Raw genomic sequence first — 18,709 nt, forward strand, 5'->3', positions numbered from 1 at the left:
TTCGGAGAGCGATTTACGCAGGCGCGTGGATAACGCGTTGTTCAACCGCCTCGCCCACAAAAATGCGGACAGGTTCTTCGGTCCTGGTTCGGCGCAAGGATCTCGCCTGTTTCATTCGCCCGTTGGCCGATGCCCAGCAGCAAGCGCTGGCCGCGATGGTCACGCGTCGCCGTCAATTGCTCGGCATGCTGCTGTCAGAGCGGCAACGCCTGCAATTGGCGATCCCCGTCGTGCGACCGAGCATCGAGGCCATGATCAACGCCATTCGCCAACAGCTCGATGACGTCGACACGCAGATGGTCGCCCATGTACGGGAGCATTACGCCGCGCTCGATACGCTGCTGCGCTCTGCCAGCGGCATTGGACCTGTCGCGAGCGCCACCCTGATTGCTCAGTTACCTGAGCTCGGCCGCCTCAATCGACGACAAATCGCCGCCTTGGTCGGTGTGGCCCCGATGGCCTTCGACTCCGGCGCAACGCGTGGTCGCAGACATATCCAAGGCGGACGCTTCGAAATACGCCGCGTTCTGTACATGGCCGCGCTGACAGCCGCACGTCGCAACCCCACTATCACCGCCTTCTACCAGCGCTTGATCTCAGGCGGCAAACTGCCCAAGGTCGCGCTGGTCGCCTGCATGCGCAAGCTCCTGACCATGCTTAATGCCATGGTCAGATCCAACACGCCTTGGGACAATTCGCTTCATCGCACTTGACTCGGAAGACGGTTACTCAGTGCGCCTTCTTCTGGATGAACTCGATCTTGTAGCCGTCCGGATCCTCGACGAATGCGATCACGGTCGTGCCGTGCTTCATCGGGCCCGCTTCGCGCGTGACCTTGCCGCCTTGCGCCTTGATCTTCTCGCAGGCCGCGTACGCGTCGTCGACTTCCAGCGCCAGATGGCCGAAGCCGTTGCCGAGATCGTAGGACGGCGTATCCCAGTTGTGGGTCAGCTCGATCACGGTGCCCGTGCTTTCGTCTTCATAGCCGACGAACGCGAGCGTGAACCTGCCTTCCGGATAGTCGTCGCGGCGCAGCACCTTCATGCCGAGCAATTCGGTGTAGAACTTGATCGAGCGGTCGAGATCGCCGACTCGCAGCATCGTATGCAGCAAACGCATGTGTCGTACTCCTGTGGGGACTTTCCAGAACCGGAAACTCTACCAGAGTCGCGCAAATTTCGTCGAAGGCGGGCCGCCCGGTCGCGCCGATACCGGGCGTCTGCTCCACGCATGGTGCGCCCGCCAGTGGCACGCTCCCGCCCGCCCCGCCGATCGGGTAACATCGCTGCACCTCGCACCAAAAGCGGGCACGGCAGCCAGCCTCCCCGGCCGGCATGCCGCGCGCCACCGCCACGCGATCACCTGCCCATTCAGCCACACTGCCGTGCCAGACCGCCGATACGAGCGCGCCGTACGTGCCGCCCGCCCGATCCCGCCTCCGCCGCTGCGGGCCGCCGAGGCGCGCCGATGACGACGCTCGCTCCCGCGCGGCGCGCGCTCGATGCGCGCGCCGCAGGCCTGATGCTGCTGCTGTGCGCGATCTGGGGCTTCCAGCAGGTCGCGATCAAGAGCACGAACGCCGCGATTCCGCCGATGTTCCAGGCCGGCCTGCGCTCGGTATTCGCCGCGCTGCTGCTGTGGGGCTGGGCCCGCTCGCGCGGCACGCCGCTGTTCCGCGCGGACGGCACGCTCGGCGCCGGCCTCGCGGCCGGCGCGCTGTTCGCGGGCGAATTCATCTGCGTGTTCTTCGGGCTGACGCTGACGAGCGCGTCGCATATGGCAATCTTCCTCTACACCGCGCCGTGCTTCACCGCACTCGGCCTGCACCTGTTCGCACCGGGCGAGCGCCTGCGGCCCGTCCAATGGGCCGGCGTCGGCCTCGCGTTCGCCGGCATCGCGCTCGCGTTCGCGGACGGCTTCCTGAAGCCGCTCGCCCCCGGCGCGTCGATGCTGGCCGGCCTCGCCGGCGATGCGCTCGGGATCCTCGGCGGCGCGATGTGGGCCGCGACGACGGTCGTCGTGCGCTCGACGTCGCTCGCGCGCGCGAGCGCCAGCAAGACGCTGTTCTACCAGCTCGCGGTGTCGGCCGTCGTGCTGGTCGCGCTCGCCGCGCTGCTCGGCCAGATGTCGTTCGCGCTCGTCACGCCGGTGGCCATCGCGAGCCTCGCGTACCAGTCGGTGATCGTCGCGTTCGTCAGCTATCTGTCGTGGTTCTGGCTGCTGACGCGCTACAGCGCGTCGCGGCTGTCGGTGTTCACGTTCCTGTCGCCGCTGTTCGGCGTCGCGTTCGGCGTGCTGCTGCTCGGCGAATCGGTCGGCTGGCGTTTCATGTCGGCCGCCGCGCTGGTGCTGACCGGCATCGCGCTGGTCAACGCGCCGTCGCGCGGCAGGGCGTGACGCCATGCACCACCGCCACCGCGCACAAAAAAGGCTGCCCGACCGGGCAGCCTCGACGACGACGCGCGCGTCGCGCGTTACCCGGCCTTGCGCGCCGCCGCGAGCGCCTGCGTGACGCCGACGTATTCCGCCACGCTGACATCCTCCGCGCGACGCGCCAGATCGAAGCCGAGCGCGTCGAAGTCGATCGCGTCGCGATAGTCGCCGAGCGTATTGCGCAGCATCTTGCGGCGCTGCGAGAACGCGGCCGTCACCAGTTCGCCGAGCAGCGCCGGATCGACGTCCGGCAACTCGTGCGGCGCATACGGAATCATCCGCACGATCGCCGAATCGACCTTCGGCGGCGGCTGGAACGACTCGGGCGGCACGTCGAGCATCTTGTCCATCACGTAGCGGTACTGCAGCATCACCGACAGCCGCGAGAACGCCTTCGTGCCCGGCTCCGCGACCATCCGCTCGACGACTTCGTTCTGCAGCATGAAATGCTGGTCGATCACCACGTCGGCGAACGTCATCAGGTGGAACAGCAGCGGGCTGGAAATGTTGTACGGCAGGTTGCCGACGATCCGCAGCGACGGCGCCTCGCCGGGCGCCGCGAGCGAGCGGAAGTCGAATGCGAGCGCATCGCCCGCGTGCAGCTCGAGCAACGCGCCGAAACGCTGCGTCAGGCGCGCGATCAGGTCGCGGTCGAGCTCGACCGCGTGCAGCGGCGACTCGGGCGTCGCCAGACGCTCGATCAGCGGCTCGGTCAGCGCGCCGAGCCCGGGGCCGATCTCGACCATCCGCTGGCCGCGCGCGGGCCCGATCGTCGAGACGATCGAATCGATCACGCCATGATCGACGAGGAAGTTCTGCCCGAAGCGCTTGCGCGCGAAATGGCCCTGGTGCTGTCTGCTGTTCGACATCGACTGAAAAAAACGAAAAAAACGCGATGGGTGAAGTCTAGTGGAGCCGCGCGGCCCCGGCCACGTCAGGCCGTGCGCCGATGGCGCGCCATCGTGACGGCCGTGTCGAGCGCGGCGACCATGCTGCCCGGATCGGCGCGGCCGGTGCCGGCCAGATCGAGCGCGGTGCCGTGATCGACCGAGGTACGGATGATCGGCAGGCCGAGCGTGACGTTGATGCCCTCGCCGAACGTCGCGTACTTCAGCACGGGCAGTCCCTGGTCGTGGAACATCGCGAGCACGCAGTCGGCATCGGCAAGATAGCGCGGCTGGAACAGCGTGTCGGCCGGATACGGGCCGCGCGCGTCGATCCCCTGCGCCTTCGCCTGCGCGAGCGCCGGCGCGATCACGTCGATTTCCTCGCGGCCGAGATAGCCGTTCTCGCCTGCATGCGGGTTCAGGCCCGTCACGAGGATGCGCGGCGCGGCCAGGCCGAAATCGCGCCGCAGGTCGCGATCGATGATCGCGAGCGTGTCGACCAGCCCGTCGATCGTCAGCGCGGCCGACACGTCCTTCAGCGGCAGGTGCGTCGTCGCGAGCGCGACGCGCAGCGGCGTGTCGCCGGTGCCGGCCAGCATCATCACGACGCGCGGCGTGCGCGTGCGCTCGGCCAGGTATTCGGTATGGCCGGTGAACGGCACGCCCGCATCGTTGATCGTGCTTTTCTGCAGCGGCGCGGTGACGATCGCGTCATAGCGGCCGGCCACTGCGCCGTCGATCGCCGCATCGAGCAGCCCGAGCACGTAGCGGCCGTTCGCCGCGTCCAGCTTGCCCGCCTGCGCCGGCGCGGCAAGCGGATGATGCTCGACCGACACTTGGCCGCCGCCGGCGAATACCGCGCGGTCGACGCCGACGGCCGCCGCGCGCGCGTCGAGCAGCGCGGCGTCGCCGAGCACGGTGAACTGCGCATCGGGCCAGCGCGCGCCGGCGTCGCGCAGCGCCTGCACGGTCAGTTCCGGACCGACGCCCGCGGGCTCGCCGGTGGTGATCGCAATCTGCAGCGCGGGCGTCGTCATCGGATACTCGCTCAGTTCGCCGGCCCGACGCCGCCGATCTTGTACTGCACGTACGACGAATCGCGCAGCTCGCGCAGCCAGTCCGCATATGCCTGTTCGGCCTTGCGCTGGCCGATCGCCTGACGCGCGATGTCCATCTGCTGCTGCACGGAGCCTTCCGCGTCGCGGCGGCCGATCACCTGGATCAGGTGGTAGCCGTACTCGGTGCGCACCGGCTGGCTGATCTGGCCGTCCTGCAGGTTGTTCATCGCGCGCTCGAATTCGGGCACCGTCTCGCCGGGGCTGATCCAGCCGAGATCGCCGCCCTGCGACGCCGACCCGTCCTGCGAATAGGTGCGTGCGAACTTCGCGAAATCGCCGCCTGCCTCGATCTGGTTGCGGATGTCGAGCAGTTGCTGGCGCGCCTGCCCCTCGGACTTGCCTTCGCCGACGCGCAGCAGGATGTGGCGCACGTGCGTCTGCACGATCTTCGGCGCAGCGGCCGTGGCGCCCTGGCTCTGGCGGCGATCGACCAGGCGAACGATCTCGAAGCCGTCCGGCACGCGGATCAGCGTCGGGTTGACCTGGCCCGGACGCAGCTTCGACGCAGCGTCGACGACTTCGGCCGGCAGCGCGCTCGGCGACTTGAAGCCGAGATCGCCGCCCTTCTTCGCGTCGCTCGCTTCCGAGTTGTTCTTCGCGAGCTTCTCGAAATCGGCGCCCGACGTCGCCTGCTGCAGCAGCGCTTCGGCCTTCTTCTGCGCGGCTTCGATCTCGGTCTGCGGCGCGTTGGTCGGCGCCTTGATGAAGATGTGCTGGAAGCGCAGGTCCTGCTGCTGCGACGCGTTCGGCCCGCGCTGGCTCGCGATGTAGTTCGCGACCTCGGCGTCCGACACGGTGATCTTGCCGTCGACCTCGCGCTCGCGCAGCTTCGACAGCATCAGCTCGGTGCGCGCATCGGCCGTGAAGATGCTCCAGGGCACGCCCTGCGATTCGAGGCGCGCGCGATACTGGTCGAGCGTCATCCCGTTCGCCTGCGCGAGCCGCTGCAGCGTGGCCTGCACGGTCGCATCGTCGACGCGGATCCCGTCGTCCTTGGCCTTCTGCACCTGGATGCGTTCGAGCACCATCTGGTTCAGCACCTGCGCACGCAGCTGGTCGGTCGGCGGCACCGGCGCGTTCTGCTGCTGCAGCCGGCGTGCGATCAGGCCGACGCGCTGGTCGAGTTCGCGGCCCGTGATCACGTCGTTGTTGACGACCGCGACGACTTCGTCGGCGAGCTGCGCGCCTTGCGAACCGAGCGCCTGCGCCGCGGCCGGCGCGGCGCCGAGCAGCGCGGCGGACGCGGCGAGGCTGGACACGACTGCCGCGAAACGAAGGGTTTTCTTCATTGCCACTGAGACTCCATTGAAATCGTGCTGACCGGTACGGACACGCCGGCGTTACTCGTAGTTGCTGAAGCGGGACATCGGCGGCGGCGCGGACGGCAGCGGCTGGTAGCCCGGCACCCCGGCGCGGAACGCCGCCACGAGGCCGTTGTCGACGGTCGACAGCCCCTTGAGCGTCAGCTGCATCATGAAGCGCGTCGACGAATTCTGCTGTCCCGACGAATTCACGCCGTTCGCGAAGCGCTGGATACCGACGCCGAGCGCCCAGCAATCCGCGTCGTATTGTAAGCCGAGCAGCCCGTCGACCACGCGATCGCCGGCCAGATCGTAGTTGAAGCGGCCCACCGCGTACAGGCGGCGCGTGAGCGGCCATTGCGCGGACACCAGGAACTGGTTGATCGGCTGGCCGTCGAGCGTCGTGTTCGCGCGCGTGTAGCGATAGCCGACGTTGATCACCTTGCGCTCGCCCGGACTGAAGCCGAAACCGACGCTCGACTTCACGAGCTGGTTGTTGTTCTGGTTGTACTGGAACGCCGTCTCCGACATGAAGCCCGAGCCGAGCTTCAGCGCGGCGCCGACGATCAGGTCGGAATGGCGCGCCTGCACCGCGGACTGGCCGGAGTTCAGCGTCACGCGCTGGTCGGCGAAGTAGTACTGCTGCGCGACCACGAAGCGCGCGCGCTCGTCGCCGGTGCGCGGATCGATGAAGCGCGACGTCAGGCCGGCCGTGATCCGGTTCGCGTCGGCGATCCGGTCGTTGCCGACGAACGTGTTCGGCTGGTAGATCTCCGCGAGGCCGAAGTCCGATTCCGCGGTGTCGAACAGCGGCGCGTTCGACTGGTCGCGGTACGGCGTGTACACGTAGTACAGCCGCGGCTCGAGGGTCTGGATGAAGTCCTGGCCGAACAGGCGCACCGAGCGGTCGAAGATCAGGCCCGAATCGAAGCTCACGGTCGGGATCGACTCGGTGAAGCGCTTCGGGCTGTTCGGCGTGCTCGACGACAGGTAGTTCAGGTCGTACGACGCGAAGTGGTACTGCACCTTCGGCACGACGAAGTAGCCGGGCCCGTACACGCCATACGCGATGTACGGGTTGAAGACGATCCGGTCGCCTTCGGTCGAATCGGCCGTCGTGATGCGGAACCGCGAATAGTCGGCTTCCGCGCCGAAGTCGAAGCCGCCGACGTTGTACTTCGTGTACTTCACGTTCAACTGCGGCTCGCGGCTGTACGGCGCGATCGACGGCGGCAGCGTCTGCCAGTGCTGGTAGCGCGCGAGCACCGACCACGGGCCGTTGTTGTACGTGAGCCCCGCTTCCTGCTGATACAGCGTCTGGGTCCCGTTGATGAACTGGTTCATCGACCCGAGGTCTTCGGGATAGGTGTTGTCCGAGACCTTGTTGTAATAGACGTAGCCGCCGAACCCGCCGCCGAAGTTCTGCTGGTGCTGCCAGTAGATCGCGTAGCGGTTGCGGTGCGCGAGCCGGTCGTCCGGCAGGTAATTCGCCGTAAACGTGCCCGAATAGCTGGGCGACAGGTAGCGGAACGTCGCTTCCGTCTGCACGCCGCGCCGCGAGATGATGCGCGGCGTGATCGTCAGATCGCGGTTCGGCGCGATGTTGAAGTAGTACGGCAGCGACAGCTCGAACCCGTTGTTCGAGTTCATCGAGAACGTCGGCGGCAGCAGGCCGCTGCGGCGCTCGCCCGACAGCGGGAAGGTCATCCACGGGCTCGCGAAGATCGGCACGCCCTGGAAGAACAGCACGCCGTTGCGCGCGGTGCCCTCGTCGGCGCCCGTGTCGAAGTCGAAGCGGCTGCCCTTGATGTACCACGCGGGATGGGTCGCGCACTGGCACGCCGTATACGTGCCGTTGACGAACACCGAGCGCTCGCTGTCGAGCAGGTCGACCCGCTCCGCGCTGCCCGAGCCGCCCGTCACGTTGAAGTGATACTTCGGCGCGGTCATGAAGCCCTGGTTCGCCTCGATCTTCAGATGCGCCTCGGGGCCCGCGAACGACGTGCCGCCATTGATCACGCGGACCTGGCCGTACGCGTCGGCCATGTCGGTATCCTGATCGTAGTGGAGCGCGTCGGCCTTCACGACCGCGTCGCCGCGCCGCAGTTCGGCGGAGCCCTTCGCGGCCAGGTCCTGCTCGGCGGTGCCGCTCGTATGGTCGGCGATCACGAAGGCGGCCGGCTTCGCGCCGTCCTTCAGCGGATGATCCTCGAGCTGGGGCGCGAGACGCAGATCCCACGGCGAGTCGAGCGGCTGCGGCTGCGCGGCCGCGCCCGTCAGCTGCGCGTGCGACACGGCCGGCACGAGGCCGGGCACGGCCAGGAGCGCGAGCGCGAGCCGCCGTTTGCGCGGCACCCCGTCAGCGGGGAAGACATTCGGGAATAGCGGTTTGGGCGGCATCTATCGTTTGGCGAATCGCCCCTTGTCAACCGCGCCTACGCGCACGGCCGTCCCGCGCCGTCGAACCGCGACTGCGGCTGAGCGCAAACCGGGGAGGCGATCGGGCGAACGGCGCGACAGGCGGCGGCCTGCACGGCGGAAGCTGACGCGGGGCGCGTCAAAAAAGTCGTGGGGTATTATATGGCAAGACGTTCCCCCCTCCGCCGAGTTTCATGACGCCCCCATCCACTGCCGCTCACCCCGACGCCCGCGTCGACGCGCTTGCCGCCTGGCTGCGCCCGCTCGCCGACCGCTACGCCCTCGACCTGTCGACCCTCGCGCCCGCGTCGTCGGACGCCAGTTTCCGCCGCTATTTCCGTGTCGCGTCGGCCACCCGCCCCGGCGGCTCGCTGATCGCCGTCGACGCGCCGCCGCCCGAGAAATGCCGCGAGTTCGTGCAGGTCGCGCAGCTGCTCGCCGCCGCCGGCGACCATGTGCCGGAGGTACTGGCCCACGATTTCGACGCCGGTTTCATGCTGGTGACGGATCTCGGCCGCACGTCGTACATCTCGGTGCTCGATCCGGCCCAGCCGCTCGCCGCGCGGCCGCTGATGCGCGACGCGTTCGACGCGCTGATCCGCTTCCAGCTGACGTCGAAACCCGACGTGCTGCCGCCGTTCGACGAGGCGTTCCTGCGCCGCGAGATGGAGCTGATGCCCGAATGGTTCGTCGGCCGCCATCTCGGCAAGCCCGTCACCGACGCGATGCGCGGCACGCTCGACCGCACCTTCGCGCTGCTGGTCGCGAGCGCGCATGCGCAGCCGCAGGGCTTCATGCTGCGCGACTTCATGCCGCGCAACCTGATGGTCTGCGAGCCGAACCCGGGCATCCTCGACTTCCAGGACGCCGTCTACGGGCCGCTGACGTACGACGTCGTGTCGCTGCTGCGCGACGCTTTCATCAGCTGGGACGAGGAATTCGAGCTCGACTGCTTCGCGTACTACTGGGAAAAGGCCAAGAAGGCCGGCCTGCCGGTCGATCCCGACTTCGGCGAGTTCTACCGGCAGCTCGAATGGATGGGCCTGCAGCGCCACATCAAGGTGCTCGGCCTGTTCGCGCGGATCAACTACCGCGACGGCAAGCCGCACTACCTGGACGACCTGCCGCGCTTCATCGGCTATGCGCGCAGGGTCGCGCTGCGCTACCGGCCGCTCGTGCCGTTCGCGAAGCTGCTCGACGAGCTCGAGGGCCACGCGGCGGCCGAAGTGGGCTATACGTTCTGATCGCGTGACCTGCAGCCGAAGATGACTCCTATCCTGACCACGGCGATGATCTTCGCCGCCGGGCGCGGCGAACGCATGCGCCCGCTGACCGACACCTGCCCGAAGCCGCTGCTCGAAGCGGGCGGCAAGCCGCTGATCGTCTGGCAGATCGAAGGCCTCGCGCGGGCCGGCATCGACACCATCGTCATCAACCACGCATGGCTCGGCGCGCAGATCGAAGCCGCGCTCGGCGACGGCTCGCGCTGGGGCGTGCGGCTGCTGTATTCGGCCGAACGCGAAGCGCTCGAGACCGCCGGCGGCATCGCGCAAGCGCTGCCGCTGCTCGAGCGCGACGGCCGGCCGACCGTGTTCGTCGCCGTCAGCGGCGACGTGTTCTGCGCGTTCGACTACCGCACGCTCGCGCCGCGCGCCGCACGGATGGCCGCGCTCGATGCGCCGGCGATGCACCTCGTGATGGTGCCGAACCCGCCGTTCCACCCGGCCGGCGACTTCGCACTGGCCGACGGCCGCCTGTCGCTCGACGGCGCCGCGCGCGTCACGTTCGGCAATATCGGGCTGTACGACACGCGGATGTTCCGCGATCTCGCGCCCGGCACGCGGCGCGCGCTGACGCCGTACTATCGCGCGGCGATCGAAGCCGGCCGCGCGAGCGGCGAGCTGTACGAAGGCATCTGGGAGAACGTCGGCACGCCCGCGCAGCTGGGCGAGCTGGACGCGCGGCTGCGTGCCGCGAAGTAACGGGCCGCCGCTGCCGTTCGCGCTGCGCGCCATCGCGCGCGGCGCCGCCGCTCACGCGGCTTCCGCCTCCTCCCCGCCCGCCGCCGCGCGCTGCTGCTGCAGCGCCCACATCTGCGCATACAAGCCGTCCGCGCGCACGAGTTCGTCGTGCGTGCCGCGCTCGACGATCCTGCCGTGGTCCATCACGAGGATCTGCTGCGCATGCACGACCGTCGACAGCCGGTGCGCGATCACGAGCGTGGTCCGGTGCCGCGCGATCTGGTCCAGTTCGTGCTGGATCGCGCGCTCCGAGCGCGAATCGAGCGCCGACGTCGCCTCGTCGAACAGCAGGATCGGCGGATCCTTCAGCAGCGTGCGCGCGATCGCGACGCGCTGCTTCTCGCCGCCCGACAGCTTGAGCCCGCGCTCGCCGACCGGCGTGTCATAACCCTTCGGCAGGCTTTCGATGAAGTCGTGGATGTGCGCGGCGCGCGCGGCCGCGATCACCTCGTCGCGGGTCGCGGTCGGCCGGCCGTACGCGATGTTGTAGTAGATCGAGTCGTTGAACAGCACGGTGTCCTGCGGCACGATCCCGATCGACGCGCGCAGCGAGTCCTGCGTGACGTCGCGGATGTCCTGCCCGTCGATCCGGATCGCGCCGCCCGCCTGCCGGTCGAGATCGTAGAAGCGGAACAGCAGCCGCGACAGCGTCGACTTGCCCGAGCCGCTGTGGCCGACCACGGCCGTCGTCGTGCCCGCGTCGATCGTGAACGTCACGTCGTGCAAGATCGGCCGCGACGGCTCGTACGCGAAGTTCACGTGCTCGAAGCGCACCTGCGCGCCGGCCACCGCGAGCGGCGGCGCGTCGGGCCGGTCCGCGACTTCCCGCGCGGCCGACAGCAGCCCGAACATCCGGTCCATGTCGGTGAGGCTCTGCTTCAGCTCGCGATAGACGACGCCGAGAAAGTTCAGCGGAATGTACAGCTGCAGCATGAAGGTATTGATCAGCACCAGGTCGCCGAGCGTCAGCTTGCCGGCGAGCACGCCCTGCGTCGCGCGCCACAGGATGAACACGAGCCCGGTGCCGATGATCGCCTGCTGGCCGAAGTTCAGCACCGACAGCGAATTCTGCGAGCGGATCGCGGCCTTGCGGTAGCGGCGCAGGTTCTCGTCGTAGCGCTGCGCTTCCCACTCCTCGTTGCCGAAATACTTGACCGTCTCGTAGTTGATCAGCGAATCGATCGCGCGCGAATTGGCGCGCGAGTCGAGTTCGTTCATCGTGCGGCGAAAGTGCGTGCGCCAGTTGGTGACCTTCACCGTGAACACGATGTACGTGATCAGCGCGGCGAACGTCACGTATGCGTAATAGGCCTCGTACTTGACGACGAAGAAGCCGAGCACGAGCCCGACCTCGACGAGCGTCGGCAGGATACTGTACAGCGAATACGAGATCAGCTGCTGGATGCCGCGCGTGCCGCGCTCGATGTCGCGCGACATGCCGCCGGTCTGGCGTTCGAGATGAAAGCGCAGCGACAGTCCGTGCAGATGCCGGAACACCTGCAGCGCGAGCTGGCGCACCGCGCTTTCGGTGACCTTCGAGAACAGGATCTCGCGCAGCTCGGTAAACAGCGACGTCGACAGCCGCACCAGCGCGTACGCGACCACCAGCAACCCGACGCCGCCCGCGAGCACGATCCCGGCCGACTGCTCCGCACGACCGAGCGCGGTGAGCTGCTGCACGGCCGACAGATGGTCGACGATGCGCTTCATCACGACCGGCACGCCGAGGTTCGCGACCTTCGCGCCGATCAGGCAGCCGAGCGCGAGCGCGACGCGCCATTTGTAGGTGGCGAGATACGGCAGCAGCGAACGGATGGTCTGCCAGTCGTTGCGAGGCCCGGTCGAAGCCGGCGCGGGCTCGCCGGAAGCGGGAAATCGGCGCATGGGGGGAAGGGTCGGCGGCGGCGCGGGCCGTATGCATCGGCGGCCGGCTTGCCTGCTTTCTCGTACAATTTGCGAACGTTGTATTGTCGCAGAAGCCGCTTCGCGCCGCTGCCGGCGCCCTCGCCGGCCGGCCGGTGCGCGGCCGGCGCCTTGATTACAGGATGAAAGCCTCCAACATGACCGATTCGACCCTCGAACTTCCGCAAAAGCAGCCCGCGCTGCGCGTCGTCCCGCAACCGCACGACGCGAACGTCCACGGCGACGTGTTCGGCGGCTGGATCATGTCGCAGGTCGACATCGCCGGTTCGATTCCGGCGAGCCAGCGCGCGAACGGCCGCGTCGCGACGGTCGCGGTCAATTCGTTCGTGTTCAAGCAGCCGGTGTTCGTCGGCGACCTGCTGAGCTTCTTCGCGACCATCACGCGCACCGGCAACACGTCGATCACGGTCGACGTCGAGGTGTACGCGCAGCGCATGCGCCTGATGGGCGAAGTCGTGAAAGTTACCGAGGCGACGCTGACCTACGTCGCGACCGGCCCCGACCGCAAGCCGCGGCCGCTGCCGCCGCTCTGACGGCCCCGGCGCGCCGCGCTCAGTGCGGCGCGGCCAGCCCGAACTCGCGCATCGCGGGCAGGAAATCGTGATTGAGCTTCGGCTTGCGCGACAGCTTCACCAGCACGTAGCGCTGGAACGGCGCGAGCTGCTGCCACTGCCCGAGCGCGGGCGCCGGCAGCCCGGCCAGCGCGCTTTGCTGCACCAGCGCGTCCGGCACCGTTTCGGTGGAGCGCCAGGCCGGCTGCTCGTCGGGCTGGAACCACGACGGTTCGAGATCCGCGTGCGTGCGCAGCATCTCGAACAGCGCATGGTCGAAGTTCGGCTCGATCGCGGCGTCCTCGTCGGCCGGAAAGCGCGCGAGCAGCCTGCGATCCTCGAGCGGCAGCATCTGCCACTGTTCGAGCGAGATCCGCAGACCGAAGCGGTCGAGATTGAAACGCACGATCATCGGGATGTACTTGAGGTTTTCCGACGATTCGTGTTCGAAATTGAATAGCAACGGTGCGTCGCTGAGTCCCATGATCGTTACCTGACGTGGCGGATGCCGGCGCGGCCGGCCTGCCTGAGGTATTTTAGAACCTCTGCGCGCGTCCGGCGGCGTCATCGCCGCCCCGGCCGTGGCGCACATCAACGGGAGTGCTCGTGAATCCGACTGAAACCGCCGAACCGCGCGGGGCGATCGAACTGTCCGTGCAGCGCACGCGCGGCGGCGCGGTCGTCACCGCGCACGACTACGTCGGCCAGGAATGGCCGGTCGCGCTCGTCTTCAACGGCATTTCGCATGCGGTGATGATGTGCACGCCGTGCGACCTCGACGCGTTCGCGGTCGGTTTCGCGATCTCGGAAGGGATCGTCGAGCGCGGCAGCGACATCAAGGACATCGAGGTGTTCCTGCATGCCGACGCGCCGATGCCGTATGCGGAAGTGCATCTGGAGGTCGTCCAGCAGGCGTTCGCCGCGCTGAAGGACCGGCGCCGCGCGCTCGCCGGCCGCACCGGCTGCGGCGTGTGCGGGATCGAAAGCATCGACCTGCTCGACCTCGCGCCCGAGCGCGTGCCCGATACCGGCTTTCTCGCGCGCCTCGCGCCCGACGCGCTGTCGCGCGCGGCGCATGCGCTGCCCGCGCACCAGGCGCTCACGCAACTCACCGGCGGCCTGCACGCGGCCGCATGGTGCGACGCAACAGGCGCGATCCGCACCGCGTTCGAGGACGTCGGCCGCCACAATGCGCTAGACAAGCTGATCGGCTCGCTCGTGCTGTCGCGCGCCGACACCGCCGACGGCTTCGTGTTCCTGTCGAGCCGCGCGAGCTACGAGCTGGTACGCAAGGCCGCGCGCGTCGGCATCCCGATGGTCGCGACCATTTCCGCGCCGTCGTCGCTCGCGATCGACATCGCGAAAGCGGCCGGCCTGCGGCTCGTCAGCTTCTGCCGCGAAACCGGCCACGTCGACTACGGCACCGCGTAAGTGCGCGGCGCCGCGCCGTCCGTCAGTCGAACTGACGGAAATCCGGCTTGCGCTTCTCGAAGAACGCCGTCATCGCCTCGCGCGCCTCCGGTGCGCGCAGCATCGCGGCGAAGTGGCCCGCCTCCTCGGTCATCCGCGCGGCCACGGTCACGCCGCCCGTATCCTTCAGCAGCGCCTTCGTCACGCGCAGCGACGACGCCGGCAGCGCCGCGAGTTTCGCGGCCTGCTTCGCGGCGAACGCGTCCAGTTCGGCCGCCGGCAGCACGCGGTTGACGATGCCGATCCGGTGCGCTTCGAGCGCATCGAACGCCTCGCCGAGCAGCAGCTTCTCGGCTGCGACCTGATGGCCGGCGAGGCGCGGCAGCAGCACGCTCGACGCGGCTTCCGGGCACAGCCCGAGCTGCGCGAACGGCAGCGAGAACGTCGCGGTGTCGGCCGCATAGACGAGGTCGCAGTGCAGCAGCATCGTCACGCCGACGCCGATCGCGATGCCCGGCACCGCCGCGACGACCGGCTTGCTCGCGCCGCTGATGCGCGCGAGAAACTGGAAGACCGACGCGTTCTCGTCCTTCGGCGGCGACTTCAGGAAATCCTCCAGATCGTTCCCCGCGCTGAAGTTGCCGTCGCTGCCGCGCAACAGGATCGCGCGGACCGCCTTGTCCTCCTGCGCGTCGGCCAGCGCATCGGCCATCGTCTGATACATCGCCGCCGTCAGCGCGTTCTTCTTCGCCGGGCGCGCGATCGTGATCGTCATCACGCCGTCGGCGCGTTCCACCAGGATATCCGTCACTACCGTCTCCTTTGACTGTCCTCTGTCGGAATGAAAAAGCGGTGCGCAAGCTCGTGGCTCGCGCACCGCCGTCGCTACCGTGCCGCCCCGCTTACAGGCGTTCGATGATGCCCGCGGCGCCCATGCCGGTGCCGACGCACATCGTCACCATCCCGTACTTCAGGTTGCGGCGGCGCAGGCCGTGCACGACGGTCGCCGCGCGGATCGCGCCGGTCGCGCCGAGCGGGTGGCCGAGCGCGATCGCGCCGCCGACCGGGTTGACCTTCGACGGGTCGAGGCCGAGATCGCGGATCACCGCCAGCGACTGCGCGGCGAACGCCTCGTTCAGCTCGATCCAGTCGAGATCGTCCTGCTTCAGGCCCGCGGCCTTCAGCGCGGCCGGAATCGCTTCCTTCGGGCCGATCCCCATGATTTCCGGCGGCACGCCGCGCACCGCGAAGCTCACGAAGCGCGCGAGCGGCGTCAGGTTGAATTCCTTGAGCACCTTCTCCGACACGACGAGCAGCGCGCCCGCGCCGTCCGACGTCTGCGAGCTGTTGCCGGCCGTGACCGAGCCCTTGTTCGCGAACACCGCGCGCAGCTTTGCGAGGCCTTCGATCGACGTATCGGCGCGCGGACCTTCGTCGAGCGCGATCTCGCGCGTCTTCACGTCGACTTCGCCGCTCGCGAGGTTCGGGAAGCGCTCGGTGATCGTGTACGGCGCGATCTCGTCGCCGAATTCGCCGGCCTGCTGCGCGGCGAGCGCCTTGCGGTGCGACTCGACCGAGAACGCGTCCTGGTCTTCGCGGCTCACCTTCCACTGCTCGGCGACGCGCTCTGCCGTCAGGCCCATTCCGTACGCGATGCCGAAGTCTTCGCTGCGATCGAAGATGTGCGGCGACATCGACGGCTTGTTGCCCATCATCGGCACCATGCTCATCGATTCGCAGCCGCCCGCGAGCAGCGCGTCCGACTCGCCGACGCGGATGCGATCGGCCGCCATCGCCAGCGCGGTGATGCCCGACGCGCAGAAGCGGTTGACCGTCACGCCGCCGACCGTCTGCGGCAGGCCCGCGAGCAGCGCGCCCATGCGCGCGACGTTCAGGCCCTGCTCCGCTTCCGGGATCGCGCAGCCGATGATCGCGTCCTCGATCAGCTTCGTGTCGAAGCCGGGCACCTGCGCGACCGTCGACTTGATCGCATGCACCAGCAGCTCGTCCGGCCGCGTGTTCTTGAAGACACCGCGCGGGGCCTTGCCGATCGGCGTGCGGCTGGCGGCGACGATGTATGCGTCTTGCAGTTGTTTGCTCATTTGAAACTCCTTGCCTTATCGCTCGCTCAGTTACGCACCGGCTTGCCGGTCTGCAACATGCCCATGATCCGTTCCTGCGTCTTCTGCGTGCCGAGCAGCTCGACGAACGCGCGACGCTCGAGCGCCAGCAGCCATTCCTCGTCGACCAGGCTGCCCGCCTCGACGTCGCCGCCGCACACCGCTTCGGCGATGCGGCTCGCGATCAGGTAGTCGTGGTCGCTGATGAAGCGGCCGTCGCGCATGTTGACGAGCTGCGCCTTGATCGTCGAGATCGCCGAGCGGCCCGCGACCGGCACGTCCTTCGCCTTCAGCGGCGCGCGGTAGCCGGTAGCGGCGAGGGCGCGCGCTTCCTTCTTCGCGACGTCGAGCAGCTCGAACACGTTGAAGACGATCGTGTCCGACGGCTTCACGTAGCCCATCGCGCGCGCATCGTGCGCCGACGACGATACCTTGGCCATCGCGGCGTTCTCGAACGACTTCGTGACGAACTTCAGGATGTCGGTGGTCGCGTTCGCGGCGGTGGCGGCGTCCGCCGCGCGCAGCGCCGCTTCCTTCAGGCCGCCGCCCGCCGGCACGAGGCCGACGCCCACTTCGACGAGGCCGATGTAGCTCTCGACGTGCACGACGCGCTTCGCGCTGTGCAGCATCAGCTCGCACCCGCCGCCGAGCGCGATGCCCGACACGGCCGCGACGACCGGCACGTTCGCGTACTTCACGCGCATCATGCCGTCCTGGAACTTCTTCACGAACGGCTCGATGCCCTTCGCGCCGCCCATCATGAACGCGGGCATCGCCTCCTCGAGGTTCGCGCCGGCCGAGAACGGGCCGCCCGGCGTGCCGAGCTTCAGCGAGGTCGGCTGCCAGATCACGACGCCCTGGTAGTCCTTCTCCGCGAGTTCGATCGCCTGCACGAGGCCGTCGATCACGCTCGGCCCGATGGTGTTCATCTTCGACTTGAACGACACGATCACGACGTCGTCCTCGCCCGCGCGGTCGTCGACCCAGGCGCGCACTGCGTCGGTCTCGAACAGCGTCTTGCCGTAGGTCTTCGGATCCGCGCCGGCTTCACCGAGCAGCGGCGCACGGAACACCTGCTTCCGATAGACGGCGAGGTCCGAACGCGGCACGAAGCGCTTCGACGCCGGCGCCCACGAGCCTTCGGCGGTGTGCACGCCGCCCTTCTCGGCGACCGCGCCTTCGAGTACCCACGACGGCAGCGGCACGTTCGCGAGCGCCTTGCCGGCCGCGATGTCTTCCTGCACCCACTCGGCGACCTGCTTCCAGCCGGCGGCCTGCCAGCCTTCGAACGGGCCTTCGTTCCAGCCGAAGCCCCAGCGGATCGCGAGGTCGACGTCGCGCGCGTTGTCGGCGATCGATTCGAGATGCACGCCGATGTAGTGGAACACGTCGCGGAAGATCGACCACAGGAATTGCGCGTGCGGATGGTTGGTCTCGCGCAGCAGCTTCAGGCGCTCGGCCGGCGGACGCTTCAGGATGCGCGCGACGGTCTCGTCGGCCTTCGCGCCCGCATCGACGTAGCTACCCGTCTTCGCGTCGAGCACCTTGATCGCCTTGCCTTCCTTCTTGTAGAAGCCGCCGCCCGTCTTCTGGCCGAGCGCGCCCTGCTTCACCAGCTCGGCGAGCACGGCGGGCGTCTGGTAGACCGGGAAGAACGGATCGTCGGCGAGGTTGTCCTGCATCGTCTTGATCACGTGCGCCATCGTGTCGAGGCCGACCACGTCCGCGGTGCGGAACGTCGCCGACTTCGCGCGGCCGAGGCGGCTGCCGGTCAGGTCGTCGACTTCGTCGAAGCGCAGCCCGAACTTGCCGGCCTCGGCGATCACCGCGAGGATCGAGAAGATGCCGACGCGGTTCGCGATGAAGTTCGGCGTGTCCTTCGCGCGCACCACGCCCTTGCCGACGACGCTCGTGAGGAACGTCTCGAGCTGGTCGAGGATTTCCGGACGCGTGTGCGCGGTCGGGATCAGCTCGACGAGGTGCATGTAGCGCGGCGGGTTGAAGAAGTGCACGCCGCAGAAGCGCGCCTTCAGCTCGTCGGAGAAACCTTCGGACAGCTTGGTGATCGACAGGCCCGACGTGTTGGTCGCGAAGATCGCGTTCGGCGCGATGTGCGGCGCGACCTTCTTGTACAGGTCGTGCTTCCAGTCCATCCGCTCGGCGATCGCCTCGATCACGACGTCGCACTCGGCGAGCTTCGCGATGTCGTCCTCGTAGTTCGCGGCCTCGAGGTATTTCGCGTCTTCCTTCACGCCGAACGGCGCGGGCGACAGCTTCTTCAGGTTCTCGATCGCCTTCAGCGCGATCGCATTCTTCGGGCCTTCCTTGGCCGGCAGGTCGAACAGCAGCACGGGCACGCGCGCATTGACGAGATGCGCGGCGATCTGCGCGCCCATCACGCCGGCGCCCAGCACGGCGACCTTGCGAATCAGGAAATTGCTCACGGGATGTCTCCGGATAATGTCGTGCAGCGCGGATTGGGTGGGCTGCACGGCGAAGTGAGTACCAGGAACCGTTGCGTTCGGGC

At 68.2% G+C, this 18,709-nt stretch carries 16 protein-coding genes; 6 read left to right on the forward strand and 10 right to left on the reverse strand.

Annotated elements, in window-relative coordinates:
• Window positions 1-713, forward strand: a 713-nt coding sequence (locus BST28156_RS30020) for a transposase (RefSeq protein WP_254596444.1), incomplete at its 5' end; no start/stop codon positions are given.
• 16 nt (window positions 714-729) lie between these two features.
• Here BST28156_RS30020 and gloA read toward each other — a convergent pair.
• Entirely contained in the window at window positions 730-1,119 is a 390-nt protein-coding gene (gloA, locus tag BST28156_RS30025; protein ID WP_009694039.1) for a lactoylglutathione lyase, read from the reverse strand.
• Window positions 1,120-1,467: 348 nt separating this feature from the next.
• Between gloA and BST28156_RS30030 the strand changes: the two genes are divergently transcribed.
• The gene (locus BST28156_RS30030; RefSeq protein WP_174904120.1) at window positions 1,468-2,397 is read left to right on the forward strand and encodes a DMT family transporter; all 930 of its coding nucleotides are present in this window, start codon (window positions 1,468-1,470) and stop codon (window positions 2,395-2,397) included.
• Window positions 2,398-2,474: 77 nt separating this feature from the next.
• Here the strand turns inward: BST28156_RS30030 and rsmA are convergent, their stop codons facing one another.
• The 4 genes from rsmA to BST28156_RS30050 form a co-directional block, all read right to left on the reverse strand.
• Entirely contained in the window at window positions 2,475-3,302 is an 828-nt protein-coding gene (gene rsmA / locus BST28156_RS30035; RefSeq protein ID WP_060240726.1) for a 16S rRNA (adenine(1518)-N(6)/adenine(1519)-N(6))-dimethyltransferase RsmA, read from the reverse strand.
• 65 nt (window positions 3,303-3,367) lie between these two features.
• Window positions 3,368-4,357 carry a 4-hydroxythreonine-4-phosphate dehydrogenase PdxA gene (gene pdxA, locus BST28156_RS30040; RefSeq protein ID WP_174904121.1) on the reverse strand — a complete coding sequence of 330 codons (990 nt, stop codon included), beginning with the start codon at window positions 4,355-4,357 and terminating at the stop codon, window positions 3,368-3,370.
• 11 nt (window positions 4,358-4,368) lie between these two features.
• Window positions 4,369-5,727 carry a peptidylprolyl isomerase gene (locus BST28156_RS30045; protein WP_060240724.1) on the reverse strand — a complete coding sequence of 453 codons (1,359 nt, stop codon included), beginning with the start codon at window positions 5,725-5,727 and terminating at the stop codon, window positions 4,369-4,371.
• A gap of 51 nt (window positions 5,728-5,778) precedes the next feature.
• Window positions 5,779-8,139, reverse strand: a complete 2,361-nt coding sequence (locus tag BST28156_RS30050; RefSeq protein WP_060240723.1) for an LPS-assembly protein LptD — start codon at window positions 8,137-8,139, stop codon at window positions 5,779-5,781.
• 212 nt (window positions 8,140-8,351) lie between these two features.
• Here BST28156_RS30050 and BST28156_RS30055 point away from each other — a divergent pair, with 212 nt between their 5' ends.
• Together BST28156_RS30055 and murU are read left to right on the forward strand one after the other, a co-directional pair.
• Entirely contained in the window at window positions 8,352-9,401 is a 1,050-nt protein-coding gene (locus BST28156_RS30055; RefSeq protein ID WP_174904122.1) for an aminoglycoside phosphotransferase family protein, read from the forward strand.
• A gap of 21 nt (window positions 9,402-9,422) precedes the next feature.
• Window positions 9,423-10,139, forward strand: coding sequence for an N-acetylmuramate alpha-1-phosphate uridylyltransferase MurU (murU, locus tag BST28156_RS30060; protein WP_174904123.1), 717 nt, complete (start codon window positions 9,423-9,425; stop codon window positions 10,137-10,139).
• Between the two features lie 51 nt (window positions 10,140-10,190).
• Here murU and BST28156_RS30065 read toward each other — a convergent pair whose 3' ends face one another.
• A complete protein-coding gene (locus BST28156_RS30065; RefSeq protein WP_174904124.1) occupies window positions 10,191-12,062 on the reverse strand; it encodes an ABCB family ABC transporter ATP-binding protein/permease in 1,872 nt (623 codons plus the stop codon).
• Window positions 12,063-12,238: 176 nt separating this feature from the next.
• On the opposite strand from BST28156_RS30065, the gene BST28156_RS30070 reads away from it, so the two are divergent.
• Window positions 12,239-12,634 (forward strand): acyl-CoA thioesterase, encoded by a 396-nt coding sequence (locus BST28156_RS30070; RefSeq protein ID WP_009693435.1) that lies wholly within the window; start codon window positions 12,239-12,241, stop codon window positions 12,632-12,634.
• 19 nt (window positions 12,635-12,653) lie between these two features.
• Here BST28156_RS30070 and BST28156_RS30075 read toward each other — a convergent pair whose 3' ends face one another.
• Window positions 12,654-13,136: a nitrate reductase associated protein gene (locus BST28156_RS30075; RefSeq protein WP_060240719.1), complete on the reverse strand. Its 483-nt coding sequence runs from the start codon at window positions 13,134-13,136 to the stop codon at window positions 12,654-12,656.
• 116 nt (window positions 13,137-13,252) lie between these two features.
• On the opposite strand from BST28156_RS30075, the gene fdhD reads away from it, so the two are divergent.
• A complete protein-coding gene (gene fdhD / locus BST28156_RS30080) occupies window positions 13,253-14,083 on the forward strand; it encodes a formate dehydrogenase accessory sulfurtransferase FdhD (RefSeq protein ID WP_437341307.1) in 831 nt (276 codons plus the stop codon).
• A 22-nt stretch (window positions 14,084-14,105) separates the two neighbouring features.
• On the opposite strand, the gene BST28156_RS30085 is transcribed toward fdhD, so the two are convergent.
• From BST28156_RS30085 to BST28156_RS30095, 3 genes are all read right to left on the reverse strand, one after another.
• Entirely contained in the window at window positions 14,106-14,873 is a 768-nt protein-coding gene (locus BST28156_RS30085) for an enoyl-CoA hydratase (protein WP_009693432.1), read from the reverse strand.
• A 91-nt stretch (window positions 14,874-14,964) separates the two neighbouring features.
• Window positions 14,965-16,164, reverse strand: a complete 1,200-nt coding sequence (locus BST28156_RS30090) for an acetyl-CoA C-acyltransferase (RefSeq protein WP_060240717.1) — start codon at window positions 16,162-16,164, stop codon at window positions 14,965-14,967.
• Window positions 16,165-16,190: 26 nt separating this feature from the next.
• Window positions 16,191-18,626 (reverse strand): 3-hydroxyacyl-CoA dehydrogenase/enoyl-CoA hydratase family protein, encoded by a 2,436-nt coding sequence (locus BST28156_RS30095; protein WP_174904126.1) that lies wholly within the window; start codon window positions 18,624-18,626, stop codon window positions 16,191-16,193.
• Window positions 18,627-18,709: the final 83 nt, after the last annotated feature.

The organism is Burkholderia pseudomultivorans (assembly GCF_902499075.1).
Lineage (GTDB): Bacteria > Pseudomonadota > Gammaproteobacteria > Burkholderiales > Burkholderiaceae > Burkholderia > Burkholderia pseudomultivorans.

Coding starts and splice junctions, on each gene's coding strand:
- gloA (WP_009694039.1), bottom strand. CDS start 1,119: ATGCGTTTGCTGCATACGATGCTGCGAGTCGGCGATCTCGACCGCTCG.
- BST28156_RS30030 (WP_174904120.1), top strand. CDS start 1,468: ATGACGACGCTCGCTCCCGCGCGGCGCGCGCTCGATGCGCGCGCCGCA.
- rsmA (WP_060240726.1), bottom strand. CDS start 3,302: ATGTCGAACAGCAGACAGCACCAGGGCCATTTCGCGCGCAAGCGCTTC.
- pdxA (WP_174904121.1), bottom strand. CDS start 4,357: ATGACGACGCCCGCGCTGCAGATTGCGATCACCACCGGCGAGCCCGCG.
- BST28156_RS30045 (WP_060240724.1), bottom strand. CDS start 5,727: ATGAAGAAAACCCTTCGTTTCGCGGCAGTCGTGTCCAGCCTCGCCGCG.
- BST28156_RS30050 (WP_060240723.1), bottom strand. CDS start 8,139: ATGCCGCCCAAACCGCTATTCCCGAATGTCTTCCCCGCTGACGGGGTG.
- BST28156_RS30055 (WP_174904122.1), top strand. CDS start 8,352: ATGACGCCCCCATCCACTGCCGCTCACCCCGACGCCCGCGTCGACGCG.
- murU (WP_174904123.1), top strand. CDS start 9,423: ATGACTCCTATCCTGACCACGGCGATGATCTTCGCCGCCGGGCGCGGC.
- BST28156_RS30065 (WP_174904124.1), bottom strand. CDS start 12,062: ATGCGCCGATTTCCCGCTTCCGGCGAGCCCGCGCCGGCTTCGACCGGG.
- BST28156_RS30070 (WP_009693435.1), top strand. CDS start 12,239: ATGACCGATTCGACCCTCGAACTTCCGCAAAAGCAGCCCGCGCTGCGC.
- BST28156_RS30075 (WP_060240719.1), bottom strand. CDS start 13,136: ATGGGACTCAGCGACGCACCGTTGCTATTCAATTTCGAACACGAATCG.
- BST28156_RS30090 (WP_060240717.1), bottom strand. CDS start 16,164: ATGAGCAAACAACTGCAAGACGCATACATCGTCGCCGCCAGCCGCACG.